The organism is Rhodanobacter sp. K2T2 (assembly GCF_013408815.1).
In the GTDB taxonomy this organism is placed as follows: domain Bacteria; phylum Pseudomonadota; class Gammaproteobacteria; order Xanthomonadales; family Rhodanobacteraceae; genus Rhodanobacter.
Map to the genome: position 1 here is coordinate 384,048 of NZ_JACCCA010000003.1, position 18,953 is coordinate 403,000.

At 56.3% G+C, this 18,953-nt stretch carries 13 protein-coding genes and 1 tRNA gene; 7 read left to right on the forward strand and 7 right to left on the reverse strand.

The features are described from left to right. Window positions 1-307: 307 nt before the first annotated feature. The 3 genes from istA (at window position 308) to HDE78_RS07315 (ending at window position 3,631) form a co-directional block, all read left to right on the forward strand. Window positions 308-1,834, forward strand: coding sequence for an IS21 family transposase (gene istA, locus HDE78_RS07305; RefSeq protein ID WP_179477865.1), 1,527 nt, complete (start codon window positions 308-310; stop codon window positions 1,832-1,834). Then, window positions 1,828-2,553, forward strand: a complete 726-nt coding sequence (locus HDE78_RS07310) for an ATP-binding protein (protein WP_179477866.1) — start codon at window positions 1,828-1,830, stop codon at window positions 2,551-2,553. Before istA ends, HDE78_RS07310 begins: the two co-directional genes overlap by 7 nt. A 733-nt stretch (window positions 2,554-3,286) precedes the next feature. After that, window positions 3,287-3,631: a hypothetical protein gene (locus tag HDE78_RS07315; RefSeq protein ID WP_179477867.1), complete on the forward strand. Its 345-nt coding sequence runs from the start codon at window positions 3,287-3,289 to the stop codon at window positions 3,629-3,631. Between the two features lie 97 nt (window positions 3,632-3,728). On the opposite strand, the gene HDE78_RS07320 is transcribed toward HDE78_RS07315, so the two are convergent. The 3 genes from HDE78_RS07320 to HDE78_RS07330 form a co-directional block, all read right to left on the reverse strand. Further along, complete coding sequence (locus HDE78_RS07320) at window positions 3,729-3,998, reverse strand: hypothetical protein (protein WP_179477868.1); 270 nt, start codon at window positions 3,996-3,998, stop codon at window positions 3,729-3,731. 84 nt (window positions 3,999-4,082) lie between these two features. Then, window positions 4,083-6,467 carry a DEAD/DEAH box helicase family protein gene (locus HDE78_RS07325; RefSeq protein WP_179477869.1) on the reverse strand — a complete coding sequence of 795 codons (2,385 nt, stop codon included), beginning with the start codon at window positions 6,465-6,467 and terminating at the stop codon, window positions 4,083-4,085. After that, the gene (locus HDE78_RS07330) at window positions 6,457-8,388 is read right to left on the reverse strand and encodes a site-specific DNA-methyltransferase (protein ID WP_179477870.1); all 1,932 of its coding nucleotides are present in this window, start codon (window positions 8,386-8,388) and stop codon (window positions 6,457-6,459) included. The genes HDE78_RS07325 and HDE78_RS07330 overlap by 11 nt, the downstream gene beginning before the upstream one ends. 232 nt (window positions 8,389-8,620) lie before the next feature. Here HDE78_RS07330 and HDE78_RS07335 point away from each other — a divergent pair, with 232 nt between their 5' ends. The 3 genes from HDE78_RS07335 (at window position 8,621) to HDE78_RS07345 (ending at window position 12,376) form a co-directional block, all read left to right on the forward strand. Continuing rightward, window positions 8,621-10,501, forward strand: a complete 1,881-nt coding sequence (locus tag HDE78_RS07335; RefSeq protein WP_179477871.1) for a DUF262 domain-containing protein — start codon at window positions 8,621-8,623, stop codon at window positions 10,499-10,501. A 112-nt stretch (window positions 10,502-10,613) separates the two neighbouring features. Further along, window positions 10,614-11,309 (forward strand): hypothetical protein, encoded by a 696-nt coding sequence (locus HDE78_RS07340; RefSeq protein ID WP_179477872.1) that lies wholly within the window; start codon window positions 10,614-10,616, stop codon window positions 11,307-11,309. A gap of 245 nt (window positions 11,310-11,554) precedes the next feature. After that, window positions 11,555-12,376, forward strand: a complete 822-nt coding sequence (locus tag HDE78_RS07345) for a hypothetical protein (protein WP_179477873.1) — start codon at window positions 11,555-11,557, stop codon at window positions 12,374-12,376. 16 nt (window positions 12,377-12,392) lie between these two features. Here HDE78_RS07345 and HDE78_RS07350 read toward each other — a convergent pair whose 3' ends face one another. The 4 genes from HDE78_RS07350 to HDE78_RS07365 all read right to left on the reverse strand — a co-directional run bounded on the left by HDE78_RS07350 (window position 12,393) and on the right by HDE78_RS07365 (window position 17,958). Further along, window positions 12,393-14,078 carry a MobA/MobL family protein gene (locus tag HDE78_RS07350; protein WP_179477874.1) on the reverse strand — a complete coding sequence of 562 codons (1,686 nt, stop codon included), beginning with the start codon at window positions 14,076-14,078 and terminating at the stop codon, window positions 12,393-12,395. An 894-nt stretch (window positions 14,079-14,972) separates the two neighbouring features. Beyond that, entirely contained in the window at window positions 14,973-15,293 is a 321-nt protein-coding gene (locus HDE78_RS20825; RefSeq protein WP_218862111.1) for a hypothetical protein, read from the reverse strand. 552 nt (window positions 15,294-15,845) lie between these two features. Beyond that, window positions 15,846-17,780 (reverse strand): site-specific integrase, encoded by a 1,935-nt coding sequence (locus HDE78_RS07360; RefSeq protein WP_179477876.1) that lies wholly within the window; start codon window positions 17,778-17,780, stop codon window positions 15,846-15,848. 104 nt (window positions 17,781-17,884) lie between these two features. Then, window positions 17,885-17,958, reverse strand: a tRNA-Gly gene (locus HDE78_RS07365). A gap of 230 nt (window positions 17,959-18,188) precedes the next feature. On the opposite strand from HDE78_RS07365, the gene trmB reads away from it, so the two are divergent. Continuing rightward, a complete protein-coding gene (gene trmB / locus HDE78_RS07370) occupies window positions 18,189-18,902 on the forward strand; it encodes a tRNA (guanosine(46)-N7)-methyltransferase TrmB (protein ID WP_179477877.1) in 714 nt (237 codons plus the stop codon). The last annotated feature ends 51 nt before the right edge of the window (window positions 18,903-18,953 follow it).

An 18,953-nucleotide genomic window follows, 5' to 3' on the forward strand; every position in this document is an offset into this window, starting at 1 on the left:
ACAGGCCCAGTTTTTCCACTACAAAGCTCCCTCCCCGCGCCGCGGGGCGACGCCATTCAAGGAGCCGGCCGATGCATTCCCCACCCTAATTTTCCTGGTCTAAAAATGCGAAAGGCCGAGAGCGCTAACTCTCGACCCTTCTAAGTGCGGTGCGGTAGGTCCCTCACTGCCCGCCTTTTTTAGGCCCCCCTTTCCTTCCTGTCAAGTCGATGCCTCGTGAAGCGAGGCGCCGTCTCGATTCCCCTTTGCCTAAAACAGCCGCCGACGGTCGGGACATCGTCGGCCCCCATCAACATGGAGACACCCTGTGCCCCTCAAACGCACCCTTCAATTACTCCTCACCACCGAGCTTTCCAATCGCGAGATTGCCTTGAAAGTCGGTGTTTCAAAAACCACCGTGGGCCGTTACCGGCGCCTGACCAGCGCCAAATCGGTGATGTGGCCCGATGTATCGGAGTTGCCGCCTTCGGTGTTGCGTCAGCGCTTCAACCGTGACCCCAACGGCAACAAAACCCGACGCGTTCCTGACTTCGCCATGTTGCAAGAACGCATCGAGAACGGCGTGCCGCTTCAAATCCTCTGGGAAGACTATCGGCGCGAAGACCCTCACAACACCCTGAGCTATTCCCAGCTTGCTACCCGCATGCGGGCCTATCGAAGAACCAAGCCAGGCAGCATGGTGCTGACGCACACGGCCGGTCACGAGGCGTTCGTGGATTACGCCGGCTGCAAACGCATCCCGCTGCCCACCTACACCGACCCCAGCACCGGCGAGAAAATTGCGGTTCAACTTTTCGTGGGCGTGTTGCCGGCGTCATCCCTGATCTTCGCTATTTGTTCGCCCAGCCAACAGGTGCCGGATTTCATCCGCTCCCATGTGGACATGCTGGCCTATTTCGGCGGTGTTCCGCTGGCCGTGGTCTGTGACAACTTGAAATCCGCGGTCATCAAGCCCGGACGGCGGCCCGTGCTGCAACGGACCTACGAGGAGTTTTCACGGCACTACGCCGTCGCGATCAATCCGGCGCGGATATTCAGCCCAAAGGACAAGGCCATGGTGGAAGGCGCCGTCAAGATCGTGCAAAACCACATCGTCGTGCGCCTGCACGATCGGGTCCATCATTCGCTTGATGATCTCAACGCCGACTTGGCGAACCTGTTGGAAGACCTCAACAACCGGCGCATGCTGACGTATGGCAAAAGCCGACGTGAGCGCTTTGAACAGTTGGAACGCGGCACGCTCAATCCGCTGCCAGTCGAACCGTTCGTCTATGCCAAATGCACGTCGATCCTGCGCGTGCCCAAGGACTACCACGTGCGCGTAGACCATCACGCTTACTCGGTGCCCCACGCTCTGACCGGTCAACGCGTGGATGCGCGGATCACCGACGACCGTGTGGACATCTTCCGAGAGACCGAGCGCGTCGCCAGCCACGCGCGCAGCTTCGAACGCGGCGGTCACACCACCGATCCTGATCACCTGACCGGCGATCACCGGGCATGGCACGACCGCACCCCCGACGCGATGATTGCCTGGGCCAAGCGCGCGGGACCCAATGTCCACGCGTTCATCAAAAAACAGCTGGGCAAGTCGCATCCGGTGGCGGCACTCCCGGCCTGTGAGGAGATCAAAGCGCTGGCTGAAAAACATGGCACGGAAGCGGTCAATCGCGCCGCCGGTGACGCCATGGATTTGAACGTGCTTTCTGTGTCCACCCTCCGACGCATGATCCGCAAGCACACGGACCAACCGACCAAGCCAGCCGTGCGACGCAGTCGCTACACCCAGGGATCCAAAGCCTTCGCCAAGATGGCGCAGGAGGCCGCATGCTGACCCAAACGATCAAGGACCTCCGAGGCTTGCGTCTGGGCCCCATGGCGGCGTGCCTGGAAGAATGGATAGACCAGCCTGCCAACATGCACAGGACTTCATTGGAGTGCGTCGAAGCGATGGTGGCCGCCCAGATCCAGGCGGCAGCAGACAAGCGCGCCCAGCGCTTCATGCACGAGGCTGACTTGCCGACGTCCATTTGCATGGCCGATGTGCGACCCAGCGCCAGCCGCGGACTGAGCGTGCGGACCTTTTCCGATTTGTGCTCGTGTGAATGGATCCGCCGCGGGCACTCGCTGGTGATCACCGGTCCCAGTGGTGCAGGCAAGACCTATGTGGCCAGCGCCCTGGGTCGGGAAGCGCGGCTGGCGGAACTGGGGGTGAAGTATTGGCGCGTGCCAGACCTATGGGCCGCGTTTGAAGAGGAAGCGGACCGTGCCCAGAGGCGCAAGCTGAGCGAGCAGTTGATCCGTGTTCACCTGCTGATCCTCGATGACTTTGCGTTTCAAAAAGCGACGACATCGCAGGGCCACGAGTTGTTGAAAATCATTGACGGCAGGCATCGTCATCACCGCTCTACCATGGTGGTCTCCCCGCATCACATCAAAGACTGGGACGACGACTTCGACGATGCGACGACAGCTGACGGACTGTGCAGCCGGTTGATCCACAAAACCGAATTCATTGATTTGAAGCCACCACCCCGGAAAACCGCCGCATGATCCGTCTCCCGTAGAAGCGCGCCTCAGGGCGCGTTTCTCGTTTTGACCGGTCGAAACGTTGGTTTGATCCATTCGCGTTCTGCGTGTCATCGCCAGATCCGGATATTCGGATCATTCTGGTCCATCTGACCGGCAGCGCTTGAACCGTGTGACCACACCACGGCCGCCAAACGATGAGGCTTGATCGCTGAAAATAAGGTGTTTTTCGTGGCCAGCCTTTGCGCACGCGTGGCCAACCTGTTCAAGCATGGCCCCGACCAGGCATTCACTCGACCATATTTAAGGGGCGTGTGGGCCGCGCTGGGTGGTCAGGTGGCTTACTCGAAATTTCAATGACTTAGGTAACGTGCGGCCAGTCTGTTTAAGCGCAGGTGGTCAGGTGGTCCGTATTATCCACCCTGGATACGCTTATCCGATGTGACCGCCGTGCTTGATCAAGCTGGCCACCCGTGGCGGATCGCCCTGACCAAAAATAAACCTGCGTCACATTCCGAGAAATCCGGGGCTTGACGGAAGCCCGTTGCAAGCCATGCTCCCAGCCCTTTTTCATGCCGCGAGCAAACCTTGATTGAGGACGCCAAGACCGTCGCGGCGTGCCCGCCGCAGCCCTGAGGAAAGGCCCGCCTACGCCATCGGCAAACAGCTACGTAAAGGGGTTGAGCCGCAGTGAAATCGAGAAGTCTCAGGATACGAGATAGCGGGCTCGGATCATTGCCGCAAAAGGGGAGCAACCATGAGCTATGAAAACCGCATGTATCTCCGCATGGCATTGCCCTGGGCGATGTTTGGAATGTTCACCATTTTGGCCACTTGGATCACCACGATCTTGGCCGACGTGCCGCTAAGTATGGGGGCGGCTGTCTCGCCGCTCGCGGAAGCTCCACTGATCGTTGCAGGCATCGGCGCGCTCGTCACCTCATGCATCGCTGTATGGCAGTTTTATCGGCTCTGGCAGTGGCAGCATGGCAAGGCGGAGGACTGCATGGTCTGCGGATGCCTACTTGGCGCCGAGTATCAAGCGCGCTGGAATGTGGGCCGGCGGTGTCTGGGGTGTCGAAAGTTCGTCCAGACTCGTTGAGCTATGCGCTCAGTTGGCGACCTTGATACAACCAAACTTCCGTCAACCGGTAGGCACGCCAAATGATCACGCTGAGCGGCGGCGCAAAGCCTTGGGATCATGGGATATATCGGGCGGCCAAGTCGAATTTGGCCTGGAAACCATCAGCGAGACGTTTAGCTTCTCCTTCGTCGTCGATGATATGGCGATAGACAAATTTGGGCTGACCATCCTTTAACACGAAGATTTTACTTTGCCCATCGGTGGTGGTGATTTTGACGGATGCGCCGCTCACAGGAGCTGTCGTTTTGCGCTGTGAGTCAACGAGCCCCGCCAGATGCTTCTGCTCAGAAAATTGGTCAAGTAAAACATCGTCAAATACGTCCATAGGAAAACCTGCTGCCTAGAATTCGGTTGAAGGGAAACATAGGCCGACAACGAAGCTTAGCGACGTCGGAGGCTTTCCGTCTGGTTAGGGTTTCATGGCTTCTTTTACAGCATCGTCTAGCGAGTCCACATGGATCGGCGTGGGCGTCCCAGCTTTCGTTTTCCAAACTGTAAATCCGCCTTTGATGGCCTTGCCGCGCAATTCTGATTGCTTGCCCTCAGTGATGAATCGGGTCAAAAGTTTGACCGTCCCGGCGTCATCAATGTTGAACAGTTTTCTAGCAACTGCGTCCGTCAGCAAATGGCCACCTTTGGTGTCCAGGCAATAAACATATTTTCCCTTCCACGCCAAGAAATCAGGAAAAAAAGATGCGCTGTCGCCTTCCGAAAGGAGTGGAATGGAAAAACCACCACTGCTTGGGTTTCGATGCCAAAGGTCACCGGTACTGTCCAGCGCCTGCGCAAACGCTAATTCAAATTTGTTGAGCCCAGCATACCGCCCATACAAACCATTCACGAAGACAACTGCCTTCTTTGGCACACGCACAGTTGGAAAAACAAAGGGCTTTTTACTCTCATAGACCAAGTCGGTCTGCTTGTAATAAGCAGCGACGACGTCAGCCGCTAGCTCATCGGCCCAATGGTGCGCGTTACTTTGCGCCTGCACCCTCACGTCGAATTTTTGGCTCAACAGGTTCACCACCGCCAACGCACCAGTGGAACGACTGCGAATAGCGTTGTTGATCAACCATCGTAGACGAACGCGATTGGTCTCCCCATTTGGCGACCAATCGACTGCTACCGTGGGCGTGTCCAGATTTTTGAGATCCACAAGCTCTTTGGCCGCGTGTGCAGTGCCTTTCGCATCAGCCGTGTCAGCATCAACCGTTGGAAACTTTGCAATTAGTTTTGCAATTGATGCTACGGCGCCATCCGCATCCTTGTTGACGTGATGCAAAACCGCCTTTGCCAGCAATGCCGGCTTTGGAGCCAAATCATCTGCACCACTATCGGCGCCGCCATAGTTTTCGACTATTTCGATGGCTGTGCCGTCTTGTTGCAGCTTGCGTTTAACTGCCGCAACCGCATCGGAAAAAACACTCTGCTTGTCCACTCTTAGAAAAAAATGCGCACTGTTTAGCAGTGGAGAATCGTAGTGTTTAGCGTTGTATTGGCGAAGCACCCGACCAATGATCTGCTCAACCCGAATGCTTGATCCCATGCTTTTATCGACGTAACCCAAATAGCAGGCCGGATCATCCCAACCTTCCTGAAGACCTAAGTTAAAAATAATGTGTTGGAAATTTCCCGCCTGGAAATCGTCAAAATCGTTCTCACCTTTAGAGAACAGATTGACGGCATCCGGCTTGCTACCGTCTTTAAACTTCAAGTCCGCATAAATCGCGATGTCTGCCGGAGCGACTTTCTTGGCTTCCACCAGGTATCGCCATATCCGGATTGGTGGTGCGTGGCGCTCACCGAACGGCTTATCGGGATCGTCCTTGTCCCCGTCGTCATTGATGTTTGTTTTACAGATGTAGATGGCCTTGGGTTTGAAGTCCAAGCCCCGAGCGTCAATATCCTGCTGGATCAGCCCTAATCGGTGATGAAGTTCATCAAGGCAACGCTCCATCGGTGCAGTAGTGCCATCGAACTGAATGGCGGTCTTGATCAATTCGGCAAGCACCACCGCGTTGCTATCTACAGTCGTCGTGACAAACAAGTGCGGGTCTACCGCGCCAGCTTCATCCAAAGCCATCACCGCTTTAAAAGGTGCAGGACTTCCTTGGCATTCATTCACCCAATCCACCACCGGATTGCGCACAGCCTTGGCAAAATTGGCCGGCAGCTGCAACGTGGCGCTGGCCAACAGATACGCATCTGGTTCAAGCTCCGCCAAAATCGTGGTCTGTTGGTCGGACAGGTTGTGTCCCTCGTCATACACGACCACAAGCGGCCGGCGAACACCGTCAAAGTTGCGGGCAATCAGGCGCTCCCAAGGGGATTGATCGCCAAACAAATCTTGGTCGCGCTTGTAAATATTGAGCTTGCCATCAGACTGCTCTTTATTGTTGAACAGCCCCGTGGTGGCCATCACGATGAGCGGCTTAGTGCCGTCAGCAATGAGATTGGGGTTCAAGTCGCCAGCGCGAACCACCATAAAATCTTCAACGATGCCGCTATATTTCCCACCTTCTATAAAGTTGTTGTATGTCTGACCAACGACCGACTTGGCTTTTGACATCCAAAAAACAATGGGCTGCGCGGTCATGTGCATGCACATCATGGCCACAGCCTCGGCCAAAATAGGTGTCTTACCGGCTCCCGTAATGGCCGAAAGAGCCTGATAGAACGGACGCGGTTTATTGGCCTTGAAGAAAGGCCGATCTGGATGAGTGGCGAACAACGCATAGCGATCGGAGATCAATTCCGCCGCCTTGATCTGAAACCTTTTGAGGTCAAGCAGCATCCGTTCCGTCCTCGTTGTTGTATGCATCTGCGCGAGTGTTGAACCCAATGTGTTCCAGGACACGATCTGGTATTTTGTAAAACTCGATATCGTTACCGGTGTAGGGTGCCATCGACGCGTAAACGTGATATCGACCGCTCAATCCGCCATGGTCTGCTTCCTTTACGATGGCCTGGAACACCTTTCGGGTAAGCGATGACGGCGCATCAGGTGATGTCCAAATCAAGAAAAACCCTTCTTGGCGGCCGTTGACCGCAAACAGATACTGATGTTCGCCGGCTGGTAACCGACGCAAGTAGGATTTGGCCTTTTCTGCTCTATCCCAGTAAGTGGTCAACAGTAAGTCGATCATTTCCTCTCGAGCCAGCGCGTTGACTGCGTCGGCATCAATCCGCTCCCGCTGTAGCTCAACGAAACGCATGCCACCGCCCAGCCCTTCTCTCTGGCCGGTCACCCAATCGCCACTGATGACACGTCGCAGACGATCCGCCGTCAAGCTGCGAGCATATCGGTCGCCCTTTTCAGAGTTGCCCTGCTCAATAAGCAAGAAACGACGATCCGCGTTGGCCTCCTGATTTAATTCAAGCACGGCATGTCCAGTGGTTCCGGATCCCGCAAATGGATCCAGGACAATTCCGTCTGGTCGGCACCAGATTTGAATGATCTTCTTGATGAGCTTCAGAGGTTTCACAGTAGTAAAGCCATGTGCCTTACCAACAATTGAACTGAGCTCGTTTAATCCGGTTTGGCTGTGTCCAGATTCTTCGTGATCCCACGATGTGCTTCCAAGGACGTCGGGGGTGTCAAAATCTTCGTCGCCCCAATACGTCATCGGAACTATTCCCTTCTTCACGTCCTTCAAATACACCTTTGCTCGAAAGTGACCTTTGCCGCCGTCGCGCCAATAACCGCGGGGCCAATTTTCCGCGTCCATAATCTTCTGAGCCGCCTTCTTGGCTTCTTTTAGAGATCCTTTGATGACCAGCGCAGGCGCGCGTCCGTCACCTAAATCTTTGTTCACATATACGCAGCCCCAGGCTTCGAGCATCACTTTCAGTTTGGCGCGCTCGATTGCCCAACAACGTCCTTCGGATGGCCACATCAATTCCCCGGTAAAAGGCGACTGGATCGCATACACCTGCCCCCAATGGGTGTCGGCACCACGGCCAGTCAAATCGCCAGGAGCCCAAGGCTCTGGATCTCCATCCTGCGTCGTGTATCGCGCGTTCATCGCATCGCTGCGAGCCATCAACAACGTTTTAGCTCGGTCAATTGACTTGGCGTAAACGAGAACGTATTCCGTCGATGTAGAGACGTGCGATTTTCTGCCCACGTTGTTTTTGGGGGCATACGTTTTTTGCCAATTGATCACCGCAATCCTGTTCTCTTCCTTGAAAATTTCATCCATAAGCATGCCCAAACGGAAGAGCTCACGATGGTCGATGCAGATGGCAATGACGCCTGTTGATTTGAGCATCTCCCGCATCATCCAGATACGAGGCGTCATGAACTTCAGCCACTTCGAATGACGCGAACCATCATCCGATGACACAAGATCGCCAAGGTCCGGGTCGTTAGGGTCTTTATCCCATTTATCGTTGTATCGAAAATCTTCCCCTGTGTTGTAGGGGGGGTCGGTGATAACGAGATCCACCTGGCCGCGATACTTGTAAAGCGTAACCATGGCAGACAGGTTTTCACCTTCCCACAGCTCATTGCGAACCTGCTGATCCTCGGCACCGGCACAGTACTTTTTGACCAGCCGGGTCAGCTTCGGCTTCACCTGCCGGATGATCTGCCAAGGAGCAGTTCGCCCCGTGTAATTCATAACAATGCCGTCTTTACCAGCCTCGGTCAGGGATGCATCGTGCTCCCGCAGGAGATTGATGAGCGCCGCGCGCGGCATATCGTCGTAATTCATCGTTGCCCCAATAGAAAAACTTCGACAAGTCATAGACTTATCGGAATACTGACGCATTTTTTGGCGCCTCAACCCGTTGATTATGCCCTGTGCGCATGAGCGTAAGCGAACCCGGACAGCACTGATTTTGAGCTTAGCGCGCAGCATTCTCACGGATTGAGTCACGGGGCACTGGGATACCTCATTCCTCCGTGCATAATCCAACGGTCATGGGCGATATCTGGAGTGGGGAATGAAGTCGGAGACGTGGACAATCCAGCAGGTCTTTCAAGACCGGCGTCAATACAAGGTGCCGTTTTACCAGCGCGCCTACGTGTGGACGCTTGAAAAACAATGGCAGTTACTTTGGTCCGATATCGAGGATAAGGCCGCCGAACGCCTTTCAGGTATTACACCAGCACCGCACTTCTTGGGTGCCATCGTCGTCGAGCCGCAGGAACGCATGGGCCTCAAGGGCGTGGACACACTCCACATCATAGACGGCCAGCAACGTCTGACAACTCTGCAATACGTCTTGGCCGGGATACGGTTGGCGACCCGCGAACTGGGCAACAAGGATGCGGAGTCATTTTTGGTCGGTGTGCTGGATAACCCCAACTTGGACACCATGGCTATCCCTGATGTCGAAGTGTTCAAGGTCTGGCCGACTTTCTCGGACCAGAAGGACTTTGTTGCTGCAATGACGGCCGAGAAGCTGGACGACTTGAGGGCCCGCTACCCCGAGCATTTCACGCAAGCGGGCAACTTCCGAAAGATCGGGATCCTTCATCCGGGCGCATTGAATGCGATCTGGAGCTTTGCCGAATGGTCAAAGAAGTGGATCCAGGACAACGGCGGAGCGCCAGCAGTGGAGGCATTGGTCTTGGCCGTTCTCAAAGACTTGAAAGTGGTTTTGATCCAGTTAGAGAAAGGCGACGACGCACAAGTCATCTTTGAAACCTTGAACGGGCGCGGTGCCGAACTCCACGCCACCGACCTTATTCGGAACCACCTGTTCATGACCGTGGATCAGCAAACAGAGGATCCGGCCAAGTTATACGAAGAAAAGTGGAAGCAATTTGAGCAAACCATATGGAAGATCGGTGAGCGCCGCGGTCGGATCACCAAGCCACGCCTTGAATGGCTGATCTTCTCAGCCATACGTGCCGAGACTGGACAGGAAGGCGACTTGGGCCGGCTTTATGTGGACTTCAAGGACTACGCCAAAGCAGGCAACAAGCCCAAATCGGCAAGTGAGCAGTTGGACACGCTGGATACCTATGGTCAGCACTACCTCGAGCTAATTCAAGGCAAGGGTGATCTACCGATCGCCCGGTTCGGTCGCCGGCTCCTGGCCTATGACACCACCACGACGCACCCGCTCGCGCTGCGCATCTCTACCGCGAAAATAGATCCGTCTGAGAAGACAGCAATGTTCAACACCATCGTGTCTTACGTCGTGCGGCGAGCGGTCTGCAATTTAACGCCCAAGAACTACAACAATTGGTTCATGTCGATCCTTCGTCAGTTGTCCAAGAGCGTTTTGTCCCATCAGGTCCTGAAAGAACTTATGGGCGCGTCCAAGACGGAAGCTTCAAGATGGCCCGACGATGCTGAGTTCACGAATGCCATTTTGACTGGCGACATGTATCCCAGCCGCTTGGATGCAGGGCGGTGCCGGATGCTGCTCACTGAGCTTGAAGGATGGCTGCGCACGCAGAAACGCACCGAAGAGCCACAGATCCCGGATCTATCCAATCTCGATATCGATCACATACTGCCGCAGTCCTGGTTCGAGCATTGGCCGCTACCCGATGGAAGAACGGCTACGCGCGCACAGTCTTCTGCCGCCTATATTCTGGAACTTGGTGGTGGTGCACTCGACGATCACCAAATGGCTATCCGCAAGCGCTCGAAGATGATCCCCACGCTCGGCAACCTGACCCTGCTTAACCTGAGTGTCAACCGTGAGGCTCAAAACAAGGCCTTTCCCGTCAAGAAAAAGCTCCTCATCGAGAACACTAATCTAAGCCTCAATGTGAATTTGCTTGGTATGGGCTCGTGGGACGAGGAGGCCATAAGCCAAAGAGGCAAAATCCTGGCGGAGGCGGCGACGCAACTATATCCACGCTAAGGAGCGGCGCATTCGGTTGCTATCGTGCTTATGAGATAGAGAAACGAAGCGATTTAAAGGTGAAGACCTAATTTCTTGGTCAGTTTTAGTGCGACGGACGAAGGGAATACGAATGGTAGATTATTCCATTGATGCCAGCGCACATCTAAAACGAGCCATGAGTTTTTTGTTGAAAGGAGGAACCGCCAGTCTTCTCTACGCGAGCCTAGAACTTCGAATGGGAACGGAAGCTAGGCAAGCGCAATACGCGAACAGTTGGGGTCACATCCCAAACAGAATAAAAAGGGACTACGCCACAACGGCTGTCGGGAAGGGGCTCGACCGCGCCTTTCGTATCGGCGATCAAATCGTCGAGCTGACATATCTTTTCACTGATGGAAGCCCGCCTATCAGCCTTTTTTACACCCCCGTCAGTCGCGAGCTTCGAAGGGTGTGTGATCTGTTTGGCAACTATCTTCATTGGCCAAAATGGCAAGCCGCTGACGGAAATGGTTGGGAGCAGTGGACCACCGAATTGTTGGAGCTCGTGATCACCGGCGCGGTCCATTTGCATCTTGCGCTATCTGGTCAACTCTTGGGTCCGGCCATGATGGAGACCCAAGGCGGAAAGCGAGTTGTGACGCTCAAAGCCACTCTACCGTCGGAGGACGAAGGCGTGAAAAGACTTGGAGACAAAAATCTGATCGGCGTGCCGAACACATTGCGCGTCCGACATCACGCTATCGACACTTTTGCGGCACCTTTACTGGACATCGCCAAAAAAAAACATTCGGGATCTCGGGAAGCTTTCCTTACGCGACTTCATTGAACTCAACCCGACCGACCTACCGCCTCACGTTGAGAGCTAGGACAGTCTTCATATAAGGCTTCTACAAATCAAAAGGAAAAGTGAAAATGTTTAATGCGGCCATAACTTAGATTTCTGGATTAAGGCTAAAGTCCGGACAACCTGGTCAAAACTCTACGGGACCGAGAGTGCCGCCTGAAGTCAGTGACAAGCAGTACAAGAACCTCCGTAGCTCGTTGGTCCTCACTTTCTAAAACGAATTAGCTATGAGCTCAAAAGACGCCAGAAAACAAACTCTAGAACATGATGCCTTTGCGCGGTTTGCCCAAGATGCGAACTTGTGTTTGGTTGCCGGTTCACTGAAATCCTGTTTACCGCCGGCCCCAGACATCATGGTAAATATCGAAGGACTGGGTTGGCGGGCATTCGAGCTAGGAGATATCAATTCTTCCACCCGTCACCGTGTCATGAGCGATATGGACAATGCCCCTTGGTTGATGAACGCGTATTACCAAGACCTTCCCTCTCGCCAAAAAGCAGCCTTCGAGGCAAAGTATGCAGGCACCTGGATTACCCTGAGCTTCAACGACAACAAATCACCGAATGGCAAAAAGGTGGTTGGATTCAAGCGCGCTATTCCAGAACTGTTTGACTGGCTAACCCAACTTCCGGATGATTTTCACGGGGAAGCATTTGAACACATAGATCGGACCGTAAGCATTGAGGACAAGGTCAACGCAATCAAAAAGATTGAGGCTCGACGACAACGGTTTTATTGGCTCAGCCAGCTCCGAGTCGCCCGCGTTGACAGCCACTCGGCTCCAAAATTCAAGGCAAATGGCGGAGGCAATGCCATCCGGGTAGACGTTCGGCCATTAGAGGACAAGCTGGCGAACCGCTATGTTTCAGACGTGCCGATGGAACTACTTCTCACGATCAAACATGGCATGCTCGTTTATGACGATGAATTGGCCAATCTAAAGTTGATCGTTGCCGAATCGTTGGACACGTCGTCTTTTGAGCGCGTATGGCTTCATGCCACCATGAGCCGGCAAGCACTGCTATTGGGAAAACGCAACGCCGTTTAGCGATGCGCGCATACGGTTAGGGAGAACCAACTGACCGGCGCGATGATGGCCGCAGCCGGGCAATTTCCCCGCCGATTTCAGGATCGTTGGCGCCCACCTCTGAACCCGCTGTCATCTCCGGCATAGCGGCTTTGATCCATTCGCACTCCATCGTCTGGCTCACATCCAAAAGCGGCGCTGCCGCCCCTGGGCTCATGGCCACGATGGATGCCAACGCCGTCCGCAGGCGCTCATTCGCATCACTCTGCTCCGCCTTCAACGTCGCTTTTTCCACGGCAAAGGTATCCAGGTGCACCTGGTGCGATCGAAGCGCAGCCTTCAAAGTTTGCATCCGGCGCTGGGAACCTTCAAAGGCATCAATCAAAGATTGCCACGCCTTTGACCTTCCACCCTCGCCGCCACCAAAGGCGCGCGCGGTAGCCACCTGCCATTTGTGATTGGCTTCCCACTGTTCGAGCTTTTCCTTTGCCGCCGCGCGTTGGTCTCGGCAGCCATCAAGCTGGTAATCCATGTCGAGTTTCGCGGCCATGCGTCGCCCCTGATCTTCGGCATGCTTTTGGAACCGGTTTGCCAAATCGCCTAGTGCCGCCAGCACCCGCTCGACCAGGGCCACAATTTTCAAAACACGCACGAACAACTGCCGCTCTTCAAGCGTGTTCGGTGCGGGCGCGGCGGCATGGAACCGCGCGACCAGTGAGCCAGGCGGAGCCGTCAAAGGAGGCTTGGCCAACGGCGCTTGCACAAGCGGCCCTGTGGTTACTCCTTCGGATTGGAGTGGGGCTGCCGTTCCGTGCGAAGCCTCGGCCGCCAGTCGTGCGGCCCTAGCCGCTGGATCGGTTCTCTCCCTGATGGCGTCATCCACCGCCCGCTGCCGTTGCGCATCGACGACCACCGCGTGGGTCGCTTCGTAGAGTGCGGACGGCAGGATGATGTCGCGCACTGCATTCCCCTTCCGCGTGAAAAATCCACTTCGTTCCATCGCCACAACCGCAGCCCCCAAAGTCGGCTGCGGAGTGATCGGTAAGTCTTGCCGAACATAACTCAGGTGCGTGTAATCAGCGGGCAAATCGTTGGCCGCAGTGAACTCGTTGGCCAGGTTGGCCCAACGTTCATTCAGCCGCTCGACGAAGTCCGACGACGACCGCCGCCCCGTAAGAAAAGCGAACTTAGTGTGCAGTCCCCAGTCTGACTTTGTTGTGCCGTCGCCGTCTTCTTTTTCGAGCTGTTCAAGGCGCCGCGTTGGGAAATAAATGTGGGCGTGATAGCCCTGCTTCTGTTTTGGCTTCACCGCGCCCAATGCATCGACGTCCGCGTCTCGGTGCAGTCCGATCGACACCGCCGTGTGCAGTTCATCGACAATGAACTGTGCCATCCGCTTCGCCATTTCGGCTGCACGGTCATCCGAAAGACCGAGTGGAACGGGGATTCGATAGTCCCTAGCCACCTGTGAATCTTTCCTCAGTTCGGCCGCTTCGGCCCGGTTCCACAACTGTCCCGGATCGGTGGCCCAATCGGGGGCGCCTTCCGGTGCAAGCGTCAGGGCTGCCACGATCTCTTCGCCCAACTTGCGCTTGCGGTAGTCGTGCCAGATCTTCGTGCGCTCGTCGTAAAGACGCAGACCGAGCCGATAAGCGGCACCGGCGACAGCAGAGTGCCCCTGGGCTCGGCGATGGGTTTGTAAATGGGGGCGAGCATGTTGCATGGGATCCTCCTTGATCGCATTCGGTCCATCCAGGACCGAAAACACTGATGGTTGGCCGCCGGACACCGAAGTGTCTGCTCGCCCCCACCTCATCAAAGCAGAATAGAGCTAAGTGTCAAGCACACTTGACATTAAACGTCAGCCAACTTTAGCGCGGCGCACCGGGACTGATGCTCTGGTGGTGGCCTTGGCTCGACGCTTAGCGTTGGCAGGTGATTTGAGCGGCCTTGTTGGCACAACAAGGAAGACGCGCTCTCGCTCTTGGTTGTCGCGTATGCTCGATCAGGTGAGGACCAACATGGGTGCGTCTCAGGGGTAGGGGTAGGGGTATCTATGCCAGCCCGTAGTGCGCCTCGCTAATCGTCTGCCGTCTCATCCAAAGGAATTTGGTGCCTACGCATGGATTTTTTCAGTCAACTCACCCCCGACGTCCGAAAGCTTTTATTCGGACAATCCGTTCCCGGCGACGCTTACGTTTCCGAAGTGGTGCTCGTGTCAAGCAAATTGGACTTTATAGGCTTAACGCTGAGGACAGGAGTTCAGTTTGTGTTGGCATTCATGAGCGAGGTCGAGCTGGCTACCGATATCGACTTTGCGCGTAACCAAGCGAATAGTTGGGCAGTTTTTTTGACGGGGCATCAGCTGGATCCGACTGCGCGAACGGTCAAGCTTTTCCGGGCTGATGCCTCCCATTCTGAGACTAGGTTCAGCCAAACGGATCTTGGCTCTCCACGCGCAATTTGGGATCTTCAAGGGTTGTTGACAAGAGCTGTTGTTTCGTATACACAAAACAGGCCTCTGGTTAAACAGTTCTTTTTCATCCCGGCGTCGGAGGCACTTGAACGCTGGTATGATCGTCTCAGTCGAGATTTTTGTAGGCCTAGTGGTGCGTTATCATCTGGGATAGTCTTCCGCAGGATTGCGTGCCCAAAGCCTGGAGAAGGAGGATTTTATGGCTACGAACGTATCTAAGAAACCGTCGAGAGAATTGCGGCCCGCTGCTGTAAAGCTGAAAGAGGCCGGTATGGAGAGGGTCATCTCGGCCATGGTTCGGGCGCGTGAAAGCGGCATCACCCCAAAGGTTGTTGGGCAGTCGCATCGGATGAAATCACATTGAGGTTTTGTCAGTGGCCTAATGGGTTTTATTAGGCCACTCCACGCGCTTTTCCGTGCTGTTGGCCAAGCTTTGACTTCATCGATGGCTTTATGGCTCATGTGTATTTCCGCACCCGTTGCCTAGCGGGACCAGTGTCCGCCATTGCCGCGCGGGTGCCAGCCAGTGCTATCACTTTTACCTTCTCCTCAGCATCATCTCGTCGTTTCTCGGCACTCAGGCGATCTTGTAGGTATGCCATCCGGGTGAGCCACTGGATGGGGTCGGTGCGGCCCATGGCCACTTCGCCACGGATCGTCTCCCAACCATCGACCGGCCGCTTGTTTGGACCGATCAGCGCGAACTGTCAGGGTTCCGAGGCTTGATCATCGGCGTGGAGCCAAACCGTGAAACCGGCGGGCGTGAGGCGCTTGGCGACCATCACATTGACCGCTGCCTGCTCGGCCAACCAAGCCCGATACCGGCGCACGGAACCCAGCGAATACCAGAGCGCCGCCTTGGGTTTTTCGCGGGGCTCCCTCCGGCGGCAGGCCGGCTAGACAATGATAACGGCCAACATTGCATATTCAGAAATGAAGGGTAACCGCGCAGCGTCTCGAAACGTGAGATGCATGACCCGGCGGACCGTCAACACAGTGATGCAGCCGCTGACCCTAGACCAGGATCGAGCTCATATCGTCATCACTTAAACCTTTTTTGCTTTTTTGTCTTTGTCTTGCCACCCGTGCTGTCACTGCCACCTCGCGCGCCTGTTTCTTTTTCAATCCGGCAAACGCCTCATCGAACTGTCCTGACGCATAAGCGTCCAGCGACGGCAACTTGAACTGGCTCGCGATGGCATCAACATGCTGTCGGCGCACCGCGACAGTCTTACGGCGGATGTAGTGCTGCCCCAACACACTGTCGGACTGATGCCCGGTGATCGCCCCGATCTGTGCCTCCGTCAAACCCACGCCATCCGCCGCGTCTGCGAACGTGTGCCTGAAGGAATGAAAAACCAAAGCGGGATCGTTGAGACAGGCGGCTCGGGTGTATCCACGATTGAACCACTTGGAGACCTTGTCCCCCGGACCATTCTTGGCCGCCCATGAGCCATCGGGAAAAACGCGATCGAAACCAGCGCCCTCGACTTCGGCGACGTAATCTAGGAAGCCCAGCGCGACTACCGCCGACGCCAAAGGAACGAACCGCTGGCTCTGCGGGTTCTTCAGCGGTCCGGCGTGATAGTTGATGTCCACGCCCCAGATGCCCTCCACTTGATGCACATCGACCACGCGCAGCTGCGCCAGCTCACGCAACCGCGCGCCAGTGTGAAGAGCCAGAACCGGTAACCAGAAATGTGAAGGTGTGGCCGCGTGGGCCGCCCGGAGATGGGGTGCAAAGAGCGCCGCCAACTCGGGCTGAGTGAAACCGCGCCGGGTCAGCGTGGCTTTTTGCGCCTTGGTCTGTAACCTCACCCCGGAAAGCGGGTTGTGCGTCATCTCGTGCCGTTGAACGGCCCAGCCAAAAAACTTTCGCACGTTGTCCAGGTGCTTGTCCTTGGTGCGCACGTTGATGCCCGGCGGCTTGTCCCGCTTGGCCTTTTTGATGATGTCCCGCGTGCTCAATCCTTTGTATTCGGGAAGAACGCGAGCCCGCGCCGGCCAGACCGCCAACACCGCACGCAGGGCATCGACCTCATCGACCCCCACCTCATCCATCGGCTTGCTGGCTCCCGCGATGTCCACGAACAGGTTCAGCGTCGCCACGGTTTCATGCAACGTCGCGGGGGCCGGGTTCTTTTCCTTGAATTGAACCAGGAACAGATCACGAGCCTCGCCGAGTGTCCGGGCGGTCTTGGCCGTCGGCACTGGAACGGACGACCGACCCTCACGTTCGTGCAATTCCATGACGCGCAGGTGGTCCTCCTCGGTGTCCGCCTGGACACGCAAGGAGCCGTCTGCCCCTCGCACGTAGGAGTAAGAGGCAGACAGGTTGGCCATGTCCGGGACGCGTCCCCGTCGAGGACCGATCAAACCGTCAACGGCCTCGTTGAAGTCCGGCGTAAGTTCGCCACGCGCAATCAGCTTGTCTGCGAATGCGCGCACCGATGATAGGTAGCGATGCCACGTTCCCCATCCGATGGGCTCACTCTTCGATCGTTCTGCCCGCGCCACCGTTTCATGCGGTGAAGCCCCCTTGAAGAGGGCTCGGCGGCCAGCATCCTTGGGCCACTGATGCATGGCCCTGGCGAAGGTATCTACATCGCTGGCAGACAGGTTCGCCAATGGCTTGTCGCCCACCAACGCCAGGAACAAACGCAACGCTCGGTCCGCACTCGGACGGTCACGCAAATAACCGTCTATTCGTTCGCCAAGCATGGCGGAAGGTGGCGTGATCGTCCTTGGCTGCATCTCACGTTTCATCGTGTTGAACCGATGCGCCAGAGCATAGCCGAGCCGCGCAGCCTCCAAGCGCGCCGCATCGCCACGAAGGGCGCCGAGCGAACGGACGATGGTCTTGGAGCCTACCGCCTCACGCAGCGGCAAAGGGACCCAATAGCGGGCATACAACCCGCTGGGCCGGCGCAACAAGAATGGCTTGGGCATGGAAACAGTCCCTCAAACGATACCTCGAGGAGGTCTGTTTGAGGCGGCCTTTCCAGCTCCGAACTCCAACGGAACAGCAAGTTGCGTCAACTTGCCCGTTGAACTGGAGCGGGTGAAGGGAATCGAACCCTCGTCAGTAGCTTGGGAAGCTACAGCTCTACCATTGAGCTACACCCGCATCGGCCGCACGATGGTAACCCGGGATACCGACGGTTGGAACCGTGCCAGGCGACGATTTTAATGGCGCGGCGACAAGCGAGCGGGCGCGTGCTGCGTTTGCTGAACAAAGTCAGCCCTCATCCACTCGGCTCGGAACCGTGAGTCGAAACAGCGGCCACTACACTAGACCCGGTCAGAACTCGATTGCCACGCAGTATCCTCCGCCAACGTATTCCCGAGACGCCATTGATGAGCAACACGCAAGACCAGGACGACGCGCAGACACCGGACTATATGCGCCGTATCCGCAGCTTCGTGCTGCGCGAAGGCCGCATGACGCCCGCCCAACAGCATGCGTTCGAGGCGCACTGGTCGCGCTACGGCATCAACTACAGCCCCGCTGCGCACGACTTCCGCGCCAGTTTCGGACGCGAAGCGCCGATCGTTCTGGAAATCGGTTTCGGCAACGGCGAGGCGCTGGCGTGGGCCAGCGAGCACGATCAGGCGCGCGATTTCATCGGCATCGAAGTGCACGGCCCCGGCGTCGGCCGGCTGATGAATGCCCTTGCCGCGCGCGATGCCAACAATGTGCGGCTGTACAAGCACGACGCGGTGGAAGTGCTTGAACACGCGATCGCTCCGGACACGCTGGCCGAGGCGCGCATTTGGTTTCCCGATCCCTGGCACAAGAAGCGGCACAACAAACGCCGGTTGATCCAGCCGGCCTTCGTCGCCCTGCTCGCTTCGCGCGTGGCGCCCAACGGTCTGCTGCACCTGGCCACCGACTGGCAGGCGTACGCCGAGCAAATGCTCGAAGTCATGGAGTCGGCACCCGACTGGCGCAACGACATCGCACCCGGTGCCTATGCCGAGAAACCGGACTGGCGCATCGAGACCCATTTCGAACGGCGCGGCCTGAAGCTCGGCCATGGCGTATGGGACCTGCTGTATCGCAAACGTTGATTCGCGCAAAAGGGCCTAGGCTCTGCGCTGGCGCGTGATATCGATGCACAG

Coding starts and splice junctions, on each gene's coding strand:
- HDE78_RS07335 (WP_179477871.1), top strand. CDS start 8,621: ATGAAGTCGGAGACGTGGACAATCCAGCAGGTCTTTCAAGACCGGCGT.
- HDE78_RS07320 (WP_179477868.1), bottom strand. CDS start 3,998: ATGGACGTATTTGACGATGTTTTACTTGACCAATTTTCTGAGCAGAAG.
- HDE78_RS20825 (WP_218862111.1), bottom strand. CDS start 15,293: ATGAGCCATAAAGCCATCGATGAAGTCAAAGCTTGGCCAACAGCACGG.
- HDE78_RS07360 (WP_179477876.1), bottom strand. CDS start 17,780: ATGCCCAAGCCATTCTTGTTGCGCCGGCCCAGCGGGTTGTATGCCCGC.
- HDE78_RS07350 (WP_179477874.1), bottom strand. CDS start 14,078: ATGCAACATGCTCGCCCCCATTTACAAACCCATCGCCGAGCCCAGGGG.
- HDE78_RS07315 (WP_179477867.1), top strand. CDS start 3,287: ATGAGCTATGAAAACCGCATGTATCTCCGCATGGCATTGCCCTGGGCG.
- HDE78_RS07310 (WP_179477866.1), top strand. CDS start 1,828: ATGCTGACCCAAACGATCAAGGACCTCCGAGGCTTGCGTCTGGGCCCC.
- HDE78_RS07340 (WP_179477872.1), top strand. CDS start 10,614: ATGGTAGATTATTCCATTGATGCCAGCGCACATCTAAAACGAGCCATG.
- HDE78_RS07330 (WP_179477870.1), bottom strand. CDS start 8,388: ATGAATTACGACGATATGCCGCGCGCGGCGCTCATCAATCTCCTGCGG.
- HDE78_RS07325 (WP_179477869.1), bottom strand. CDS start 6,467: ATGCTGCTTGACCTCAAAAGGTTTCAGATCAAGGCGGCGGAATTGATC.
- HDE78_RS07345 (WP_179477873.1), top strand. CDS start 11,555: ATGAGCTCAAAAGACGCCAGAAAACAAACTCTAGAACATGATGCCTTT.
- trmB (WP_179477877.1), top strand. CDS start 18,189: ATGAGCAACACGCAAGACCAGGACGACGCGCAGACACCGGACTATATG.